The organism is Sutcliffiella halmapala, assembly GCF_002019665.1.
In the GTDB taxonomy this organism is placed as follows: Bacteria; Bacillota; Bacilli; order Bacillales; family Bacillaceae_I; genus Sutcliffiella_A; species Sutcliffiella_A halmapala.
Genome location: NZ_KV917375.1, coordinates 312388 through 333256 on the forward strand (window position 1 = coordinate 312388; position 20869 = coordinate 333256).

The following is a 20869-nucleotide window of genomic DNA, read 5'->3' on the forward strand; positions in this document are numbered from 1 at the left end:
GGTAAGCGCTGAAACGATTCATATAACCAACATTTAAAATTACAGTTCATGATATAGCAACAAATTAATAGCAAAAGTAAGTTAGGAGGGAATTCGATGAAAGGTCGCGTTACTCAAATCATGGGTCCTGTTGTTGACGTAAAGTTCGACAGTGGACAGCTTCCTGAAATATACAACGCTCTTCATATCAATCATAAAGCGCGTAGCGGAAACGAAGTAGATGTTACTTTAACATTAGAAGTTGCTCTTCACTTAGGAGACAACACAGTTCGTACAATCGCTATGGCTTCTACAGACGGTGTCGTTCGTGGCATGGAAGTAGAAGATTCTGGTCATCCTATTTCTGTACCAGTAGGTGACGTAACACTTGGTCGTGTATTCAACGTATTAGGTGAAAACATTGACTTAGATGCACCAATCCCAGCAGGTTCTCGTCGTGATCCAATTCACAGACAAGCTCCTACATTCGATCAGTTATCTACGGATGTTGAAATCCTTGAAACTGGTATCAAAGTAGTAGACTTACTTGCTCCTTACATCAAGGGGGGTAAGATCGGTCTATTCGGTGGTGCCGGTGTAGGTAAAACGGTATTAATCCAAGAGCTAATCAACAACATCGCACAAGAGCACGGTGGTATCTCCGTATTCGCAGGTGTTGGTGAGCGTACTCGTGAAGGAAATGACCTTTACCACGAGATGACTGACTCTGGTGTTATCAAGAAAACTGCCATGGTATTCGGACAAATGAATGAGCCGCCTGGAGCACGTATGCGTGTTGCCTTAACAGGTCTTACAATGGCTGAATTCTTCCGTGATGACCAAGCACAAGACGTACTATTCTTCATGGACAATATCTTCCGTTTCACACAAGCAGGTTCTGAGGTATCCGCACTATTAGGTCGTATGCCATCTGCCGTTGGTTACCAACCAACACTTGCTACTGAAATGGGTCAATTACAAGAGCGTATCACGTCTACTTCTGTAGGTTCTGTAACATCGATCCAAGCGATCTACGTTCCTGCCGATGACTACACGGATCCAGCTCCAGCAACAACTTTCGCTCACTTAGATGCAACAACTAACCTTGAGCGTAAGCTTTCTGAAATGGGTATTTACCCAGCGGTAGATCCACTAGCTTCTACTTCTCGCGCATTAGCTCCTGAAGTTGTTGGTGACGATCACTACGCAGTAGCTCGTGAAGTACAGGTTACTTTACAACGTTACAAAGAATTACAAGATATCATTGCTATCTTAGGTATGGATGAGTTAACGGATGAAGATAAATTAACAGTTCACCGTGCTCGTCGTATCCAATTCTTCTTATCTCAAAACTTCCACGTAGCGGAGCAGTTCACTGGACAAAAAGGTTCTTACGTTCCTGTTCAAGAAACTGTGAAGGGCTTCAGGGAAATCCTTGATGGCAAATACGACCACCTACCTGAAGATGCATTCCGTCTAGTTGGACGCATCGACGAGGTATTGGAAAAAGCGAAGCAAATGGGTGTAGAAGTTTAATTAAAGGGACCTAGGAGGGAATGAAATGAAGACGTTAAAAGTCAGTGTAGTTACTCCCGATGGCCCGGTTTATGAATCAGACGTAGAGATGGTAGTAGCAAGAGCTCACAGCGGAGAGCTTGGAGTCCTACCTGGACATATTCCTATGGTTGCCCCACTTCAAATCGGTGGCGTTCGCATGAAAAAAAGCGGCGTAACAGAACAAGTGGCTGTCAGTGGAGGATTTCTAGAAGTGCGTCCTGATAAAGTTACGATCCTTGCTCAAACTGCAGAAGCAGCAGAGCGCATCGATCTTACTCGTGCAGAGGAAGCAAAAAAGCGTGCGGAACAAAGACTGCAATCTAAACAAGATGACGTCGACTACCGCCGTGCCGAACTTGCTCTCCAACGTGCAATCAACCGCATCAATGTAGCAAAACGAGGGTAACGCTTACCCATAAATATAGAGAAACCCCTGATCATATATGGTCAGGGGTTTTTTGTATTGTTGTGATGAAAAAGTGATATTTTTAATCAAACCACTATTCTACCGATTTTTTATAACTTTTCCGAGTAATTTTAATCATTTTTTATCTGAAAAGTGATAGTTATGTGCCCTATTTTAAAAATGCTCTTTAACAAATTGGTAGTTAAGTATTTTTCGCTTCTAAAAACAGTCAAGTTACTGGACATTCTCACCGTTCTCGAGTAGGTTCTCACACTTTTCGTTAGTGTTCTCATGTAACTCGGATAGTTTCTCACGCTTCTCCCGAAGGTTCTCACGTAACTCGAATAGGTTCTCATACTTCGCGGATATGATTGGTTTTTATAAATGAAGGTTACAAATCGACAAATAGATCCTTACTTTTATCAAAAAAGTAGTCGTAATAATACTCTTTTATAAAAATGCTCTTTAACAAATTGGTAGTTAAGTACTTTTCACTTCGAAAAACAGCTAAGTTACCGGACGTTCTCACCGTTCTCGAGTAGGTTCTCATGCTTCTCGTCAAGGTTCTCACGCAACTCGGATAGGTTCTCACGGTTCTAGTCAAGGTTCTCACATAACTCGAATAGGTTCTCATACTTCGCAGAAAACATCGGTTTTTATAAATGAAGGCAACAAATCGACAAATAGATCCTTACTTTTATCAAAAAAGTAGTCGTAACAATACTCTTTTATAAAAATGCTCTTTAACAAATTGGTAGTTAAGTACTTTTCACTTCTAAAAACAGCTAAGTTACCGGATGTTCTCACCGTTCTCGAGTAGGTTCTCGTCAAGGTTCTCACGCAACTCGGATAGGTTCTCACGGTTCTAGTCAAGGTTCTCACATAACTCGATTAGGTTCTCATACTTCGCAGAAAACATCGGTTTTTATAAATGAAGGCAACAAATCTACACATAGATCCTTACTTTTATCAAAAAAGTAGTCGTAATAATACTCTTTTATAAAAATGCTCTTTAACAAATTGGTAGTTAAGTACTTTTCACTTCTAAAAACAGCTAAGTTACCGGACGTTCTCACCGTTCTCGAGTAGGTTCTCATGCTTCTCGTCAAGGTTCTCACGCAACTCGGATAGTTTCTCACGCTTCTCCCGAAGGTTCTCACATAACTCGAATAGGTTCTCATATTTCTCCCAAACTGTCTCCTCCAGATCCCGATATCCTCACATACAGCCAAACTATCCATCAACATTAGCGAACCTAACCAAACTCAACCCACCTCCATGACATATTTACCCAACGAATAGTCAGAATAAGGGTTATTGATGTCGACACAGATATTGGTATTTGATATAATTGTTATCGGTTACAAGTTTAAATATTAAGAGCAGTCTGAAAAATATGAGACTTCGGAGGGGGCGGGCATGAATCTACTAAACTTATATCAAAATAACTATTTGATCGTAGTCGTATTCTTAGCTCTAGGGGTTTTACTTCCGGTTGTTGCATTAACAATAGGGAGACTGTTGCGTCCAAACAAACCATCTATTGCAAAGCAAACGACCTATGAAAGTGGTATTGATCCCTTTCATGATTCACGTGTTCAGTTTAATGTACGTTATTACATATTTGCACTGTTATTCGTCATTTTTGATGTAGAAACAGTTTTTCTTTATCCATGGGCAGTGGCATATGAAAAGCTAGGGATTTTTGCATTGGTTGAAATGCTTATTTTCGTAGTGATGCTTCTGATTGGATTAATCTATGCTTGGAAGAAGAAGGTGCTGAAATGGATCTAAATCTAGAGAGTATATCACCAGAAGAAATGGAAGAACTCAAGCAAACGATATTCCTTACAACATTAGAGGAATTAAAAGCATGGGCACGCAGTAACTCTATGTGGCCAATGACTTTTGGACTTGCCTGTTGTGCGATTGAAATGATGGGAGTAGGATCCTCTCATTATGATTTGGATCGTTTTGGTTCCTTTTTCCGTACATCTCCTCGTCAATCCGACTGTATGATCGTTTCAGGAACAGTAACGAAAAAAATGGCACCTGTCTTGAAACGTCTTTATGATCAAATGCCTGAGCCGAAATGGGTTATTGCTATGGGTTCCTGTGCAACCGCGGGTGGACCTTATATCAAATCCTATGCCGTTGTAAAAGGAGTGGACCAGATTGTACCTGTTGATGTGTATATTCCAGGTTGCCCACCAAATCCAGCGGCTCTTATTTATGGAATCAATAAACTAAGAGAAAAAATTCGCCACGAAGCTAAGACAGGGAAGCAGGTGATCTAGTAGTGAGCGAGGAAAAAAGTCTAGAGGAGCAAAAAAGGGAAGCCGCTGCGAAAGCGAAGGCAGCTGCCCTTGCTAAACTAAAAGCGAAGCAAGAACAAGAAGCGACCAAAAACCAAGAAACAAATGGGGAAGCATCTGAAGACGAAGCCAAAGAGTTAGCCAAGAAAAAGGCAGCAGCAGCCGCAAAAGCGAAGGCAGCAGCTCTAGCTAAACTAAAAGCAAAGCAAGAACAAGAAGCGACCACTACTCCAGAAACAAATGGCGAAGCACCCGAAGACGAAGCGAAAGAGCTAGCCAAGAAAAAGGCAGCAGCAGCCGCCAAAGCGAAAGCCGCAGCTCTAGCTAAACAGAAAGCAAAACAGCAACAAGAAGCGACCACTACTTCAGAAACAAATGACGACACAGCCGATGACATGGATTTAGCCAAGAAAAAAGCCGTCGCAGCAGCGAAAGCAAAGGCAGCAGCTGCCGCCAAAGCAAAAGCGGCAGCTCTAGCCAAACAAGGGGAATCCGTCGAAGCTGACACAGGCACTGATGAAAAAGCGAAAGCGATTGCAATCGCCAAGGCGAAAGCCGCGGCCGCAGCAAAGGCAAAAGCAGCAGCCCTAGCCAAACAGAACCGAGACTCGTCAGAACCAACCGCTGGGGACGACGACTTAGCGAAAGAAAAAGCAAAAGCAATTGCCGCCGCGAAAGCGAAAGCCGCAGCTGCAGCAAAGGCAAAAGCCGCCGCAGCATCAAAATCGGGTGGAGCAACAAGTGCCGCAGAAGAAGTTTCAAAAGAGCCTTCACCAAATCAGAAATATTTAGATAAATATGTAAAAGTAATTACGGATCACTTAGGAAAAGACGTCCTAGAAGATTCCTACATTAATAATTTATCCAAAGACGTTCCAACGCTTGTAGCGAAACCAGAGACGTATTTTAAAGTAGCAGAATTCTTGAGATACAATGAACAACTTACCTTTGAATATTTGTCGGAAATGCATGGGACAGATTTTGAGACACATATGGAGATTTATAATCATTTTTACTCCTATAAAAATCGTCAGTCAGTAGCATTGAAGGTGAAAATAGATCGTGATAACCCTGTTATTCCATCGCTACAGCCATTGTGGCAGGGGGCAGATTGGCCGGAGCGTGAGACGTTTGATTTATTGGGAATTCAATTTATCGGACATCCGAATTTAACGCGAATCATGATGCCAGATGATTGGGTTGGATATCCACTGCGAAAAGATTATGAGCCGTACGATGTGGAGGTGTAGCAGATGATTCGCACGGAAGAAATGCTTTTAAATGTAGGACCACAGCATCCTAGTACGCACGGGGTGTTCCGTCTTGTCATTAAGATAGATGGAGAGATTATTAAAGAGGCTACACCTGTCATTGGGTATTTGCATCGTGGAACAGAGAAACTCGCTGAAAACCTGCAATATACACAGATTATTCCGTATACAGACCGGATGGATTATCTTTCTGCGATGACGAATAATTATGTGCTCTGTCATGCAGTAGAAACGATGATGGGCTTAGAGATTCCGGATCGTGCAGAATACCTCAGAATCTTGGCGATGGAGCTTGGACGTGTTGCAAGTCATCTAGTTTGGTATGGTACGTACCTTTTAGATATTGGGGCAGTTAGTCCATTCCTGTATGCGTTTCGTGAGCGTGAAATGATTATTAATCTTTTAAATGAGTTGTCTGGGGCACGCTTAACCTTTAACTATATGCGTGTCGGTGGCGTAAAGTGGGATGCACCAGAGGGCTGGATTGAAAAGGTGGAAGAGTTTGTGCCATATATGCGTGAGCAGCTCAAGGGCTATCACGATCTTGTCACCGGAAACGAAATTTTCATGAGCCGTGTAAAAGGGGTAGGAACTTACACGAAGGAAGATGCTTTAGCCTATTCCTTGAGTGGAGCGAACCTTCGCTGTACCGGTGTAAAATGGGATCTCCGTAAAGATGAGCCATACTCCATCTATGACCGTTTTGACTTTGATGTGCCGACTCGTGAAGGTGGCGATGCTTGGGCCCGCTATCACTGTCGCATGGAGGAGATCGAGGAGTCGCTAAAAATCATTGAACAAGCCGTTGCGCAGTTTCCGAAAGAAGGCGCGATTATGGCGAAGGTGCCAAGAATTATTAAAGCTCCAAAGGGTGAGGCCTATGTTCGAATCGAATCACCACGTGGAGAAATTGGCTGTTATATCGCAAGTGATGGCAAAAAAGAACCGTATCGCTTAAAGTTCCGCCGTCCATCTTTTTATAATCTACAGATCTTACCGAAGCTACTTGAAGGAGAAAACATGGGGAACTTGATTGCTATTTTAGGAGCAATTGATATTGTCCTTGGGGAGGTCGATGGCTAATGATGCAAGATCTATTACATTCGGCACCGTCCTGGACGAATTTTTTCATCTTCTTTGGCTTAGCGACCGCTTTACTTTTAGCCGTCCTAGGCTTCGTAACATACGGAATTCTTGCAGAACGTAAAGTAATGGGTTTCATGCAAGGTCGGATGGGGCCGAACCAGGTTGGGGGTCCATGGGGGCTTTTGCAAACCGTAGCTGACGTACTAAAGCTCTTAATAAAAGAAGATACGATCCCAAAAGAAGCGGATCGACCTTTGTATATTCTTGCACCAGTCATTGCCTTTACACCAGCTTTTTTAGTACTTGCCGTTATCCCGTTTACGGATAAATTCCAGTTTGCCGATATCGGGGTCGGATTATTGTACTACATCGCCATTTCTGGTATTACAACGGTTGGGGTTGTGGCGGCTGGCTGGGCATCCAATAATAAATACTCCCTCTTAGGTGGGATGCGTGCAGCGGCACAGATGATTTCCTATGAAGTACCGCTTGTAATGTCCGTTATCGGGGTCGTCCTGTTAGCAGGAAGCTTAAATCTTAACGATATCGTTGGTGCGCAAGGAGATATCGCTTGGTTTATTTTACTGCAACCTGTTGGATTTATTGTTTTCGTTATCGCATCAGTGGCAGAGTTAAATCGTACGCCATTTGACTTACCAGAAGCTGAGTCAGAACTTGTTGCCGGCTACCATGTTGAATATTCTGGCTTCCGCTGGGCATTTTTCATGCTTGCAGAATACGTGTATCTCTTCGCAATGGCGTCGTTAACAACGGTACTTTTCCTAGGTGGCTGGTTAGCACCGTTTGGATTCCTTGAATTTATCCCAGGAGCCGTTTGGTTCGCCTTGAAATTTAGCGTTGTCGTCTTCGTACTAATCTGGATTCGAGTTACCTTCCCTCGCCTGCGAGCGGACCAACTAATGGAATTCGGCTGGAAAGTACTACTACCAGTAGCACTAGCAAACATCTTCTTCTCAGCAATTATTAAAGAAATCTTCTTTAAATAAAGGCTTTGTTAAACACCGCAGTTGATTTCCGCACAAGGCTTCGCTTTCCGCGGGGCGCTTGTGGAGCCTCCTCGGCTATGCCTGCGGGGTCTCCACAAAACGCTATCTCCCGCAGGAGTCTGCGCCTTGTGCTCCAATCAACAGCTAGGTAACTAAAAATCAACACGGTATTTTAACAGAGAGGCGGTTACACATTTAGAAGAAAAGACTCTGTAAAAGCTTACTGTTGGTCTGAGCTACCCAAGCTGGTAATAAAAGCAGAGAGAAAATCACACCAGTGGCGTTTAAATTAGACACTCATGTAAAGAAATCTTTGCACCATGAAGTATGAAAATGGATCAGTTAAGCATTTGATCTAAACTGGTCCTCATGATGAAAAAGGATCTTCTGTTGAACGTTAAGTTTAACCCGTCCCCCCTGATGATTGGAGTGCAAGGTGTGAGACTCCTGCTTAGAATGCGTGTCGAAGGGAGACCCCGCAGGCGAATTTTTGCCGAGGAGGCTCTCGAGAACCGCCCGCGGAAAGCGAACACCTGGCACGGAAATCATCAGGGAGTTTAACAAGCAACCTACCTATTTTCAAGGTAACCGAAACAAAATGTATCTTAACCAAAAAAATGCCTTTCTTACCTAGCGTAATGGAAGAATAGGGGTGAAGCGAAATGCGCGGTCTTGCAAAAGGTTTGAAATATACCCTACAAAACTTAACAAAGAAAAAAGTAACCTATAACTACCCGAAAGAACCGCTTCCACTGCCGGATCGGTTCCGTGGCATCCAGAAGTTCTACCCGGAAAAGTGTATCGTTTGTAATCAATGTGCCAACATTTGTCCGACAGACTGTATTCAGCTCACAGGGAAAAAACATCCGGATCCTACGAAAAAAGGGAAAATAATTGATACGTATGATATTAACTTTGAGATTTGTATTTTATGTGATTTATGTACAGAGGTTTGTCCGACTGAGGCGATCATTATGACGAATAACTTTGAACTGGCGGAATATAGTAGAGATCGTTTGTTCAAGGATCTGCAGTGGTTGGATGAAAATGATACGAACATCAGAAGGGAGAATAAAGCATGAGTATATCCGGTGAATTTATTGCCTTTTTGGGACTCGCGGTTGCTGCGATTGCCGGTGGCGTGCTCATGCTTAATCTTACAAAGGTCGTGCACATGGTCGTCGCCCTCGTGTTCACCTTTATAAGTATTGCAGGTATTTATGTGATGCTGTCCGCTGAATTCGTTGCTTTTGTGCAAATTCTTATCTACTCGGGTGCGATTACGATCATTATGCTCTTCGGAATTATGCTTACACGTCATAATGATCATTCCGAACCAACAGGCTTGTTAAAAAAGATCCTTGTTGGGTTGGGGGTCGTGGGCTTTGCGGCTGTTGTGTACCTTGGAGTATACAACTTAGATTTAGGGAGCCAGCAAGCAGATTTACATATCAATAATACAGAGCAAATTGGGATAGCGATTTACGCGAAGTATGTGATTCCGTTTGAGTTAACCTCTGTCCTATTACTAGTAGCGCTTGTTGGAGCGATTATTTTAGCAAAACGTGATGATGAAGAAGAGGAGGCGAACAAGGAATGACACAAGTTCCATTATCAGCCTACCTAGTTCTAGCTCTCATTTTATTTTGCATCGGTCTTTATGGGGCACTAACCAAGCGTAATACGGTCATTGTGTTGATCTGTATTGAGCTGATGTTAAATGCAGTGAATATTAACTTAGTTGCTTTTAGTAAATTTGGTATTAACCCGTCGATTACAGGGCAAGTGTTTTCTCTGTTTACCATCACGGTCGCAGCGGCAGAAGCAGCGGTAGGGTTAGCTATTCTGATTGCGCTATATCGCAACCGTCGCACGGTGAATATCGATGAAATGAATTCGTTGAAAAATTAATGTAAATACATGTTCAAAAAGGATTAAAGGGTCTGCGCTGACGAAGAAATTCGCCGACGCTATTATCCCAGACTTTTTGAATATCATCCTAAAAGAATTCACCGGCAACTTGCTTTGACTTTAAACGTGGGTGAAACATGCCACGTAAGAGAAGGGGACTTGATACGATGATGGAAAATGCTTGGATCATCCCGCTTTTTCCGCTGATCTCCTTTATCCTACTTCTGTTAATTGGAAAAAAGTTAAAAGAAACAAGTGCGTATCTCGGGATTGCACTGATCGGATTTTCCTTAATTTTTTCTGTTTTAGCACTGTGGGAACGGTTTTCAGCACCAACCTATAAGGCGACATTCGAATGGCTTCAAATTGGCGATGTTTCCTTAACGGCGGGCTATGAAATAAATCAATTAAATGCCTTGATGCTTGTCGTAGTATCGCTTGTCAGCTTATTAGTACATATTTATTCCAAAGGGTATATGAAATCAGATGAGCGTTTTCACATCTTTTACGCCTACCTTGGGCTCTTTACCTTTGCGATGCTGGCACTTGTGATATCACCGAATCTACTTCAGCTTTATATTTTCTGGGAGCTAGTAGGCGTAGGGTCGTTCTTGCTCATTGGGTTTTATTTTTTCAAAGAAGATGCAAAAGCTGCTGCCAAAAAAGCGTTTATTATGACGCGTATCGGGGATGTCGGATTATTTATCGGGATTATCCTTTTATTTTGGCAGGTTGGAAGCTTTGAATACGATGTGATTTTTGCTGCAGTGGATGAAGGAGTGATTTCCGCGGGCATGCTCACCCTCATTGCCATCCTTATTTTCATTGGAGCGATGGGGAAATCGGGTCAGTTTCCACTTCATTCCTGGTTACCAGATGCAATGGAAGGTCCTACACCAGTTTCTGCCCTCATCCATGCCGCGACAATGGTTGCAGCAGGGGTCTATCTAGTAGCAAGCCTATTCCCGCTATTTAACGCGAGTGAGGCCGCGCTAATGACCGTAGCGATCGTAGGAGCCTTCACGGCAATCTTCGCCGCGTCTATTGGTCTTGTTCAAAAGGATATTAAAAGAATACTAGCCTATTCCACCGTCAGTCAGCTAGGCTTCATGATGCTAGCATTAGGCTCTGCAGGCTATGTTGCAGGGGTGTTTCACTTAACAACACATGCTTTCTTTAAAGCGTTACTATTCCTCGCAGCAGGTAGTGTCATCCATGCCGTTCATAACCAAAATATTGATGAGATGGGCGGACTTTGGAGAAAAATGCGTACAACAGGAATATTGTTCTTAATTGGAACGCTAGCCATTACAGGTGTTCCGTTCTTTTCCGGATTTTTTAGTAAGGAAGAAATTTTAATCGCTGCTTGGGTAAATGGGAATCCATTCTTGTTTGCACTAGCATTAATCGCCGCCTTCTTTACGGCATTCTATATGTTCCGCTTGTTTTTCCTTGTATTCACAGGCGAACCAAGAGGGGATCAGCGTCATGTTCACGAATCATCGTCCTTAATGACGTTACCAATGATCGTACTTGGGGTACTAGCGGTTGTGGCAGGATACATGAACACGCCTTGGTTTGGCCACTTCTTAGGCGACTGGCTAACAGAGGGAACAGAGATGTACGGTCCATCACATATTGAAGGACCAGCGTGGATTATGGTTGCAGCAATCCTAGTATCTGCTGCCGGAATCGGCATTGCCTACTTAATCTACTTCCGCCGTTCCATCGAACGCGAAACCTTCAGCACAGGCGCGCCGCATTTGTATGGCATTTTACGAAACAAATACTTTGTCGATGAGTTTTATAAAATGACCTTTGTCTACGGCTCGCGTGTGATCAGCTTGTTCTTGAAATATATCGAAGAATTTCTCGTACACGGAACGATGAAAGGTGTTGCCTATGCCACACAAACCATCGGTAGATTAGGTGCGAAAATGCAAAACGGACAAACACAAGTATACGGCGCCGTCGCATTTCTTGGTCTAGCAATCTTAATGATTATCTTTGCATTTACAGGGGGGTACTTAGGATGAACAGCTTTTTCTTGTCAATCTTGATTTTCGCCCCTCTATTAGGAATTCTTGCACTACTATTTATCCCAAAAACAAATGAACAGCTGATTAAGCTAGTTGGATTTGTGGCAACACTGCCGTCCTTGATTTTTACGCTTATCGCCTTCTGGCAGTATAAAGCAGGAGCAGGTCTCGAGCAGTTTGCTATAAACGTAGAGTGGATCCGCTTTGGGGGAGAAGCTCCTCTCTTATATGGCACACAGCCATACCAGCCGATTTCCTATGAGCTAGGATTAGATGGTTTCTCGTTAGTAATGATTCTACTAACCGCCGTTCTTTCAACACTAGCGGCAATCGCCTCTATCCATGTAAAAAAAGAATGGAAGGGTTACTTCATCCTTTTCTTACTTTTACAAATTGGAATGCTCGGAGTCTTTGCAGCTGAAAATCTATTACTATTCTTCTTTTTCTTTGAGTTAACACTCATTCCAATGTTCTTCTTAATCGGGAAATGGGGTTATTTTGAAAAAGAAAATGCAGCCTACCGTTTCTTAATCTATAACGGACTTGGCTCAGCAATCTTACTAATTGTATTCGTCATTCTTTTTGCAAAAACAGGAACGATGAACATTGTAGAAATCACGCAACTATTTCAAGCAGGAGACAATGGTCTTTTCCTTGGAGAAATGACAGATGACCTGCGTTTAGGCTTACTTATCGCTCTTTTAGTAGCATTTGGTGTGAAGCTTCCAATCGTACCGCTACATAGCTGGATGCTGAAGGTGCACGTTCAAGCGCCACCATCAATCGTCATGCTACATGCAGGAGTACTTCTGAAAATCGGTGCATACGGGTTAATTCGTTTTGGGGTAGGAATTTTCCCAGAACAATTCGAACAGATGGCCTTCATTCTTGCAATCTTAGGAGTAGTGAACCTTCTATACGGGGCCTTCCTTGCACTAATTCAAACAGATTTCAAAATGGTACTGGCCTACTCCAGTATCTCGCATATGGGAATTGTGCTGATCGGACTTGCTTCCCTAAATGAAGTGGGAATCCAAGGGGCGATTTTCCAAGTTGTCTCACATGGTTTCATCGCGGCATTATTGTTCTTCCTAATCGGCGTGATGTATGAGCGTGTCGGTACAACAGATATCAACAAACTCGGTGGCTTAGCAAAAGTAATGCCATTAACAGCAGGCTTCTTCTTAGTCGGTGCGATGGCGTCCTTAGGCTTACCAGGAATGTCAGGGTTTGTAAGTGAGTTTTTAGCATTTTTAGGATTATTTAAAGAAATGCCGATCGTTGCCGCAGTTGGTACGCTCGGAATTATTTTAACAGCAGCATATCTATTACGAGCTGTGTTAGGCATGACTTTTGGAAAAGTAGCACCATATGGAGAGAAGGTTGTTGATCTTCGCGGTGTTGAATTTATTCCAGTGTTTGCATTGTTGTTCTTTATTGTCTTAATTGGTGTATATCCGAGCGTTCTAGCAGAGCCGCTTCAAGCCACCATCGAAGCCATTATTATAGGGATAGGGGGGTGAAACGGAGATGGATTTAGAAACGCTACTCAGCTTTAAATGGGGGGCTATGGCACCAGAATTCATCATCCTTGGTGTAGCAACCCTTCTCACTCTATTAGATTTATTTTTACCGAAAAAAATAGACCGACGAGTCCTTGGATGGTTCGGTTTTGCAGGAATTCTAGTAGCAATTGGATTTTTAGTCGGCTCATTTTTCGAAGAGGGAGTCACGACGATTCTATACGAAACATACCGACTCGATAGCTTTGCCAAAGCATTTAAACTACTCCTACTAGTCGGAGCGGCCTTTGTCATGCTAATGGCTGTCAGCTATGACCCGAAAGAAAGCTTGAAAGAGTACCGCGGGGAATTTTACTATTTACTTTTAGCGGGACTTCTCGGAACAATGATCATGGCTTCAAGTGGGGATTTAATTACCCTGTTCGTTGGTTTAGAGCTACTTTCGCTATCTTCCTATGTATTAGCAGGATTGCGCAAAAAGAACCAACGCTCCAATGAAGCAGCAATGAAATATGTAATAAATGGTGGGATTGCCACAGCCATTACTTTATTCGGAATGAGTTATGTGTACGGTTTAACCGGCACGACCAACCTAATCGAAATGGCACAAATCCTAAACCAAACACGGGCAAGCGATATGCAGTATCTATTGATGGTAGCCTTCATCATGATGTTCGTCGGGCTTTCCTTTAAGCTCGCAACCGCCCCATTCCATATGTGGGCACCAGACGTCTACCAAGGCGCACCAACACCAGTTACAGCATTCCTAGCAGTTGTGTCGAAAACAGCAGGATTTATCATCGTTGCACGCCTATTCATTACGCTATTCTTAATGACACCGGCACAATCTGGCGAGGTTTCCTTGCTCTTCTCGCTAAAAGAATTCATCGCCATTTTAGCGGTGATATCCATGGTGATCGGAAACACCGTTGCACTGCGCCAGCGTAATGTTAAAAGAATGCTCGCGTATTCTGGGATCGCCCATGCAGGTTACCTACTTGTCGCAATCTCATCGATTAACCTAGTATTTCTATTTGAAACCATGTGGTTCTACTTAGTGGCGTACTTGTTAATGAACATCGGTGCACTAGCGATATTACAAGTTGTGACCAGAAAAAGTGACTCTGAGGATGTCAGCCAGTTTGCAGGTCTGTATCAGCGCTCACCGCTGTTAGCAGTCTTAATGAGCATCTTCCTCCTGTCACTAGCAGGAATTCCAGGAACCGCTGGATTCATCGGGAAATTATCGATCTTTATGGGCGCCATCACAGAGCCATCCAATGCCTACGTCTTGGCATCCGTCCTAATCGCTACAACCGTGATCTCGTATTTCTACTATTTTGGCATCATGACACAAATGTTCTTCCGCCCAGCGGCAGATCAAGAAAAAATCAAAATTCCAGTCGGGATCTGGATTACGATTATTCTATGCGGCGTTGGAACGATTGCATTTGGAATCTTACCTGGCCTTGCAATCGACTTCTTTAACGGACATTTTGATGTGCTATTCGATTTCTTTAACCAGGCAAGTCAATAAAAAGTAACGAATTACGGTTTGTCATGAAAAAGGGGTATATGTTTTAATTAGAAGAAGGAGTTGGGGAGCTCCTTCTTTTTTTTGGTGCTTTTTTGGGGCGAGACCCCCACTACTATAAAGCACTAAAACAATGGTTCCATCAAAGCGAAAATCTTGGGAAAAATCACAGTTGTTATCGTGTCATGAATGAAAAAAATTATACATAAAAAATTTTAAAATGGTTGTGAGAAAGGGGAAAAATATGGTTGATTTTGGTGTACAAGCATTAGTTAGCATCTTGTCCCACCTGCTTTTCATAAGCATTACCTGGTGGGCGCTCCAATGCATTAACTACGAACAATGGATGAAGCCCAACAGAGTCGTGCAAATGCGACTGCTACTCATCCTCGTGACAATAGCAATAGGTGCATCCGTAAGTAATTTCTTTTTAGACTACCTATTCTTGTCACAAAGACTGCCGATGATGTGGTAGAGCTATAAATAGTACTGTGAAACCTGGAAAGGAAGAGCAGTGCATCAGTGGGCTATCTCTGAGGTCATGAAAAACCCGGAAAAGAAAAAGCATGTACCCAGAGTCCACCACTGAGGTCATGAAAAACCAAGAAAAGAAAAAGCACGCACTCGGTCGCCCCGCCTAAGATCATAAAAAAACGAAAACCAAGCTCCCCCTTGCATTTGCTTCATGAAATACTCAAATTCACAAAACAAAAACCAACCTTATTTCGCTATTACCTCTTTTTTTCATATTTATCCAGTATATATATAAACTAGGAAACACCTACAACGAACTACACCCTTCGACAAAAAAGAGAAAAATCCTGCCGGTGCCTGACCCCAAAAAGTGACCCCAAAAATGCAATCCAAATAATGCTAAAAGTAACTCTGAAAACGATAAAATAAGCGCTTTGGCTCGATGAGAAATTTGACGATTATTCCCATGTATGTGAGGCGTGGAGGTGGTAAGAATGGATAGTAAGGAGAGTAGAGCGAAAGGGATGTGGGGGATATGTTTAACGGGAAGGTAATGAGCGGGGAAGCGTGGAGAAAGTACGGACAGAGAGCGGTTTGTGGATTATTCGGTTTGTTAATATGTTTTACAGGGGTAATTCTTGGGAATGAAAGAAGCAGAGCACAATTTCCAAACGAAACTAGTATGGAAATCGTTGATATTGCTCAAGTTTTTCAAGATAAAAAAATTAATATTAAAGAGTGGAAACTTTATTCGAGAAATAACGTCTATAAAATTGGGGATTTAGTAGCTTTTCAAAAAGAGCTAAATGGTTTAAAAAAGAATATGGGCCATTTAAATTGGACTGTGGAAGTGGAAGAGGATCAATGGAAAGCGGTTGGGACTAATTATAACGATTTTCTCAAACAAGAAGAAACACTTCAACTCATCACAACCCACACAAATACTGCCCCAACATCGTACTTATTATATGAGGTCACTGGATATGGTTGGGAAGAAACCTTGGCAAATGAAATTTTAGAGAACTTCCATTCTAATCTTACCAGTATTTCTCAAGGGAACAATGAAATATTTAGTTGTATGATTGGCGAGTTCAGTGATAAAATTGAAGATGGTTTGCAAAATACGACAAATATTTTGTTAAACGCATTTTCAGCACAAGTAATCGAAGAGTTGAATGAAGATACCTTTGTTTCCGTTACAGCATATACTGAAATGTGGAATAATGTTCTTCCGGCACATCATGGAAAGATGAACTTACAAATCGGGTTACGAAAACAAGGATTGGGCGATAAGACTACCGTGATTGTAGGCACCCCAATTATTACTGTTGAATACTAATATATAGAACATAGGACGCGGAGGGGAAAATTTTGGAAAAAATTATCGTCCGCGGCGGACAAAGGTTAAAGGGTACTGTAAAAGTAGAGGGAGCAAAAAATGCAGTACTACCTGTTATCGCCGCAACATTATTAGCTAGCAAAGGCAAATGTGAAATCTTAGATGTACCAGAGCTCTCCGACGTTTATACGATTAATGAGGTTTTGCGTTATTTAAATGCCGATGTTGACTTTGCAAATAATCGTATAATTGTCGATGCAACAAGAGAGCTAAATATAGAAGCACCTTTTGAATATGTAAGAAAAATGCGTGCATCTGTACTTGTAATGGGTTCATTACTTGCACGTAATGGGAAAGCTCAAATTGCTTTACCTGGAGGTTGTGCAATCGGTTCGAGACCAATTGATCAGCATTTAAAAGGCTTTGAAGCAATGGGTGCAAAAGTGAAAGTCGGAAACGGATATATCGATGCTGAGGTAGACGGAAGATTACAAGGCGCGAAGGTATATTTAGATTTCCCAAGTGTTGGAGCTACTGAGAACATTATGATGGCGGCGACGCTAGCAGAAGGAACAACGATTTTAGAGAACGTGGCAAAAGAGCCAGAAATCGTGGATTTAGCGAACTTCTTGAACTCCATGGGAGCAAAGGTTCGTGGAGCGGGTACTGGAACGATTAGAATTGAAGGAGTTTCTGAATTACACGGATCTACGCACAACATTATCCCTGACCGTATTGAAGCAGGTACTTTTATGGTAGCAGCAGCAATCACTGGTGGAGATGTTATTGTTGAAGGTGCAGTGCCAGAACACTCAAGCTCACTTATTGCCAAAATGGAAGAAATGGGCGTTCAATTCCAAGAAGTAGAAAATGGATTACGTGTTATTGGACCAGAAAAGTTAAAGGCAATTGATATTAAAACAATGCCGCACCCTGGATTCCCAACGGATATGCAATCACAGATGATGTCCTTGTTGCTTGCAGCAGAAGGCACTAGTATGATTACGGAAACAGTATTTGAAAACCGCTTCATGCACGTGGAAGAATTCCGTCGTATGAACGGTGACATCAAGATTGAAGGGCGATCCGTTGTGATCAATGGACCATCAAGCCTTCAAGGTGCTGAAGTAGCAGCAACAGACTTACGCGCAGCAGCAGCATTAACCTTAGCGGGATTAATTGCAGACGGCTACACACGCGTAACGGAACTTAAACACTTAGACCGTGGCTACGTCAACTTCCATAACAAACTAGCAGCACTTGGCGCAGACATCGAACGCGTCAACACAGTAGAACAAGAACAAACAGTCATCCTAGAACAAATCAAAGAAGCTTAAACTTCACTATAAAAAGTATTCGACATTGAGGGTCAAACTCCTGCGGGGGTCTGGCCCTTTTTTGACATTTTTTTATGTTTTTTCCCTCCTTTAGTATTATTATATTATTTATTTTTATTCCTATTTTTTTAAGAAAATGTTATTTTTCGTAAATGTAACAGTTTCTAAATAGAAGTAATCTGATAGAAATATTTAATATCTTCTTTAAATGGGGTGCTGAAAAAGGAGCAAGATATTAAGAGGATAACGCTTGAGTTGCCGCAGAAATCCGAGTGGTTTTCCCCCTCCAATTTAAACATCTTCCATATGAATTAACTTCCCAAAACCTGCCCATCTTTTAGTCATAATTGCTTGTCCAGTTCCATAAGAATGAAATAGTAAAGGTATCCAACATCTATTTTATTTTGTTTAATGGAGGCTCGACGCTATGAGAAACTTAAAACCAATCATCGTCCTATCATCTATTCTTTTCGTCATGGTATTAATGGTACCAACATTGTTAGTTATTCCGTTTAGTGATAAATCAAACGGTCAACTAGCGGAAGAACTCCAGAACAAACAGCAGGAACAACCAGACTTGGCGGAATCGCCGATTGATGTGGCGGTGTATCGCACAAAACTAGACTTAGTAGAGAATGTTCCATTAGAGGAATACGTGGTAGGGGTGGTTGCTTCAGAAATGCCAGCAACATTTGAATTAGAGGCATTAAAGGCACAGTCCCTCGCTGCTAGAACTTATATTCTAAGGCATTTATTATCAGAGGAGCGGTTAGGTGCTACAGAAGAATGGGACGTAACTGATACCGTTACGCATCAAGTTTATAAAGGTACGGATGAGCTAAAGGCACAGTGGAAAGAGAATTATGCTAGTAATTTAGCCAAAGTTACTGAAGCGGTAAAAGCAACTGCTGGAAAAGTGCTTACCTATAACAATGAACCGATTGATGCAAGCTTCTTTTCTACAAGCAATGGTAAAACGGAAAACTCTGAAGAATACTGGCAGAATGAAATCCCTTATTTAAGAAGTGTAGAGAGTCCATGGGATATGAACTCAAAAGAATTTCTCGATCATACTTCCTTTACTGTGGGAGCTTTTGAAAGTGAATTAGGGGTAAAACTTGAGGCAAATGGTTCAGTTGGGAAAATAATCTCCCGTACAACTGGTAACCGTGTCGATAAGGTAGAGATAAATGGAAAGCAGCTAACAGGAAGAGAAGTGAGAGATACCTTAAAGCTACGATCAAGTGATTTTACCTGGGAGCGAAAAGGCGACAACATACTTATTACGACAAAAGGCTACGGCCATGGCGTGGGGATGAGCCAATATGGAGCAAATGGAATGGCGCTCGAGGGCAAAAAACACTCCGACATCATCGCTCATTTCTATAAAGACGTACAGATTGGAAATGCAGACCAATATTTAACAAAGCTGACGGCGAAGCAATAGAGTAGATAGAAGCTGGATTCTACAAAAATACCAAAGCTAACGAGAACGAACCAATAAAGCTGCAAACCAAAAAGTTCAAACTCAGATAAAACAAATGAAAGCAGATAGATGAGAGAAAGCCCCACAGTCCATTCGGGATCCGCGAATGAACTGTGGGGCTTCGGTTTTGGGTTGATGTTTTGACAGTGCTTCGACAGCGAATGGAAAACTCCTGCCGGTGCCTGGCCCCAAAATGATCCGCAAAAACCCCCTCACAAAAAATATTTTTCACCCCCATGCATAAAATCCCATCTTTTGAAGGAAAATAAGTTTTTTGAAATTTTTTTCGGAGTTGTGTATATTATTCTCGCTTTCTGTTCAGAATGATTGCTGAGGTGATGATACAATGAGAGAGGAAGAAAAGAAACGGACTTCTCAAAATTCAAATTGGCAGCGTTTAATGAAAAAGCGTTGGGTATTTCCAGCAATCTATCTAGCGAGCGCAGCACTTATTTTGACAGCGGTTTTAATGTTCCAAGCAGGTAATCAAGAAGTAGATCCAATTGATGAAACAGAAGGTCAAGGGCCAACAACGTCTTACAATGATGAAGATGCAGTAGAGGTTAACCGTCCATTAGAAAACTTTAAAATGCCAGTAACAGATGTAAATTCAGTTGTGGTGAAAAAGCAATTCTGGGATGCAGATGCATCGGAGGAAGAGCAAGAGGCTTCATTCGTATACTTCAATGGAATTTACCAACCTAATACAGGTATTGACATTGCAATGAAAAACGAGGAAACGTTTGATGTCGTAGCGGCTCTAAGTGGAACTGTAACTCGTGCTGAAGAAGATTCGCTCTTAGGAAATATCGTAGAAATCGATCATTCAGATGGCGTAAAAACTGTATATCAAGCACTATCTGATGTAACGGTAAAACCTGGTGATGTTGTAGAACAAGGACAAAAAATCGCGAAAGCTGGTACAAGCGAAATGAACAAAGAATTAGTACATGTTCATTTTGAAATTCGTAAAGATTCTGTAGCAGTTAACCCGATTGAGTACTTTAACAAACCAGTGACAGCTCTTCTAGACGAAGAAGGACAAACTTCTGAAGAAAGCAGCAATCCAGCTGGTGAAAAAGAAGAAACTCCAGCTCCAGGTGAAGACAAGCCTGAAGATGGCGAAGAAAAAGAAGACCACGAGGACCACGAAGGTTCTGAAGGGCATGAAGAAGAAAACGTTAGCTATCTAACATAATAGTAAGTTTTAGCAAAATAAAAGAACGACAAATGCTTAATAACTAGAAAAGAGCACCCTCTCAAGACGTAACATAAACCTTGAGAAAGGAGCTCTTTTTTATTTCGCAAAAAAAGCCAGCGACTTCACAAAAAAGCCATAAAAAACATCTGCAAACAGGCATATACCCATGCACAACTGGGTATAATAAAAGTACCGATACAAAGCAACACAACAGCGCAACAAATAGGTGAATGTCTCGACCGCCGAACGAGGGTACCGTTCGGCGGTTTTTTTGTGCCCTTTTATGATGGAGTACGGAAAAAACTTCCTCCACTTCGCTACCAAACCTCGTTAGCCAACCAGATGATCTCCCCAATACAAAAATTCATTTTTCTCCCCATCGTAAGGTCAAATTTTCTATTTTG

At 42.1% G+C, this 20869-nt stretch carries 18 protein-coding genes; all 18 read left to right on the forward strand.

What is annotated here, in order from left to right; translation table 11 throughout:
* The first annotated feature begins 96 nt into the window (after nucleotides 1-96).
* Nucleotides 97-1515, forward strand: a complete 1419-nt coding sequence (atpD, locus tag BK580_RS01510; protein WP_078378624.1) for a F0F1 ATP synthase subunit beta — start codon at nucleotides 97-99, stop codon at nucleotides 1513-1515.
* A 25-nt stretch (nucleotides 1516-1540) separates the two neighbouring features.
* Nucleotides 1541-1942: a F0F1 ATP synthase subunit epsilon gene (locus BK580_RS01515; RefSeq protein WP_078378625.1), complete on the forward strand. Its 402-nt coding sequence runs from the start codon at nucleotides 1541-1543 to the stop codon at nucleotides 1940-1942.
* A 1419-nt stretch (nucleotides 1943-3361) separates the two neighbouring features.
* A complete protein-coding gene (locus BK580_RS01520) occupies nucleotides 3362-3736 on the forward strand; it encodes an NADH-quinone oxidoreductase subunit A (protein ID WP_078378626.1) in 375 nt (124 codons plus the stop codon).
* Entirely contained in the window at nucleotides 3727-4239 is a 513-nt protein-coding gene (locus BK580_RS01525) for a NuoB/complex I 20 kDa subunit family protein (RefSeq protein ID WP_078378627.1), read from the forward strand. The genes BK580_RS01520 and BK580_RS01525 overlap by 10 nt, the downstream gene beginning before the upstream one ends.
* Before the next feature lie 2 nt (nucleotides 4240-4241).
* A complete protein-coding gene (locus BK580_RS01530; protein WP_078378628.1) occupies nucleotides 4242-5507 on the forward strand; it encodes an NADH-quinone oxidoreductase subunit C in 1266 nt (421 codons plus the stop codon).
* Between the two features lie 3 nt (nucleotides 5508-5510).
* The gene (locus BK580_RS01535; protein WP_078378629.1) at nucleotides 5511-6611 is read left to right on the forward strand and encodes an NADH-quinone oxidoreductase subunit D; all 1101 of its coding nucleotides are present in this window, start codon (nucleotides 5511-5513) and stop codon (nucleotides 6609-6611) included.
* Nucleotides 6611-7621, forward strand: coding sequence for an NADH-quinone oxidoreductase subunit NuoH (gene nuoH / locus BK580_RS01540; protein ID WP_078378630.1), 1011 nt, complete (start codon nucleotides 6611-6613; stop codon nucleotides 7619-7621). Before BK580_RS01535 ends, nuoH begins: the two co-directional genes overlap by 1 nt.
* Before the next feature lie 662 nt (nucleotides 7622-8283).
* The gene (nuoI, locus tag BK580_RS01545) at nucleotides 8284-8703 is read left to right on the forward strand and encodes an NADH-quinone oxidoreductase subunit NuoI (RefSeq protein WP_078378631.1); all 420 of its coding nucleotides are present in this window, start codon (nucleotides 8284-8286) and stop codon (nucleotides 8701-8703) included.
* Nucleotides 8700-9221, forward strand: coding sequence for an NADH-quinone oxidoreductase subunit J (locus BK580_RS01550; RefSeq protein ID WP_078378632.1), 522 nt, complete (start codon nucleotides 8700-8702; stop codon nucleotides 9219-9221). Before nuoI ends, BK580_RS01550 begins: the two co-directional genes overlap by 4 nt.
* Nucleotides 9218-9532, forward strand: a complete 315-nt coding sequence (gene nuoK, locus BK580_RS01555; protein ID WP_078378633.1) for an NADH-quinone oxidoreductase subunit NuoK — start codon at nucleotides 9218-9220, stop codon at nucleotides 9530-9532. Before BK580_RS01550 ends, nuoK begins: the two co-directional genes overlap by 4 nt.
* A 167-nt stretch (nucleotides 9533-9699) precedes the next feature.
* Nucleotides 9700-11568, forward strand: coding sequence for an NADH-quinone oxidoreductase subunit L (gene nuoL, locus BK580_RS01560; protein ID WP_078378634.1), 1869 nt, complete (start codon nucleotides 9700-9702; stop codon nucleotides 11566-11568).
* A complete protein-coding gene (locus tag BK580_RS01565) occupies nucleotides 11565-13094 on the forward strand; it encodes an NADH-quinone oxidoreductase subunit M (RefSeq protein ID WP_078378635.1) in 1530 nt (509 codons plus the stop codon). The genes nuoL and BK580_RS01565 overlap by 4 nt, the downstream gene beginning before the upstream one ends.
* A 7-nt stretch (nucleotides 13095-13101) precedes the next feature.
* On the forward strand, nucleotides 13102-14631 hold the full coding sequence (gene nuoN, locus BK580_RS01570; RefSeq protein WP_078378636.1) for an NADH-quinone oxidoreductase subunit NuoN: 1530 nt from the start codon (nucleotides 13102-13104) through the stop codon (nucleotides 14629-14631).
* Between the two features lie 241 nt (nucleotides 14632-14872).
* Complete coding sequence (locus tag BK580_RS01575; RefSeq protein ID WP_078378637.1) at nucleotides 14873-15103, forward strand: DUF1146 family protein; 231 nt, start codon at nucleotides 14873-14875, stop codon at nucleotides 15101-15103.
* A gap of 534 nt (nucleotides 15104-15637) precedes the next feature.
* Entirely contained in the window at nucleotides 15638-16441 is an 804-nt protein-coding gene (locus tag BK580_RS01580) for a YwmB family TATA-box binding protein (protein ID WP_078378638.1), read from the forward strand.
* A gap of 32 nt (nucleotides 16442-16473) precedes the next feature.
* Nucleotides 16474-17778, forward strand: coding sequence for a UDP-N-acetylglucosamine 1-carboxyvinyltransferase (gene murA / locus BK580_RS01585; protein WP_078378639.1), 1305 nt, complete (start codon nucleotides 16474-16476; stop codon nucleotides 17776-17778).
* Nucleotides 17779-18205: 427 nt separating this feature from the next.
* Nucleotides 18206-19225, forward strand: a complete 1020-nt coding sequence (gene spoIID / locus BK580_RS01590) for a stage II sporulation protein D (protein WP_078378640.1) — start codon at nucleotides 18206-18208, stop codon at nucleotides 19223-19225.
* Between the two features lie 385 nt (nucleotides 19226-19610).
* Nucleotides 19611-20462, forward strand: coding sequence for a stage II sporulation protein SpoIIQ (locus BK580_RS01595; RefSeq protein WP_078378641.1), 852 nt, complete (start codon nucleotides 19611-19613; stop codon nucleotides 20460-20462).
* Nucleotides 20463-20869: the final 407 nt, after the last annotated feature.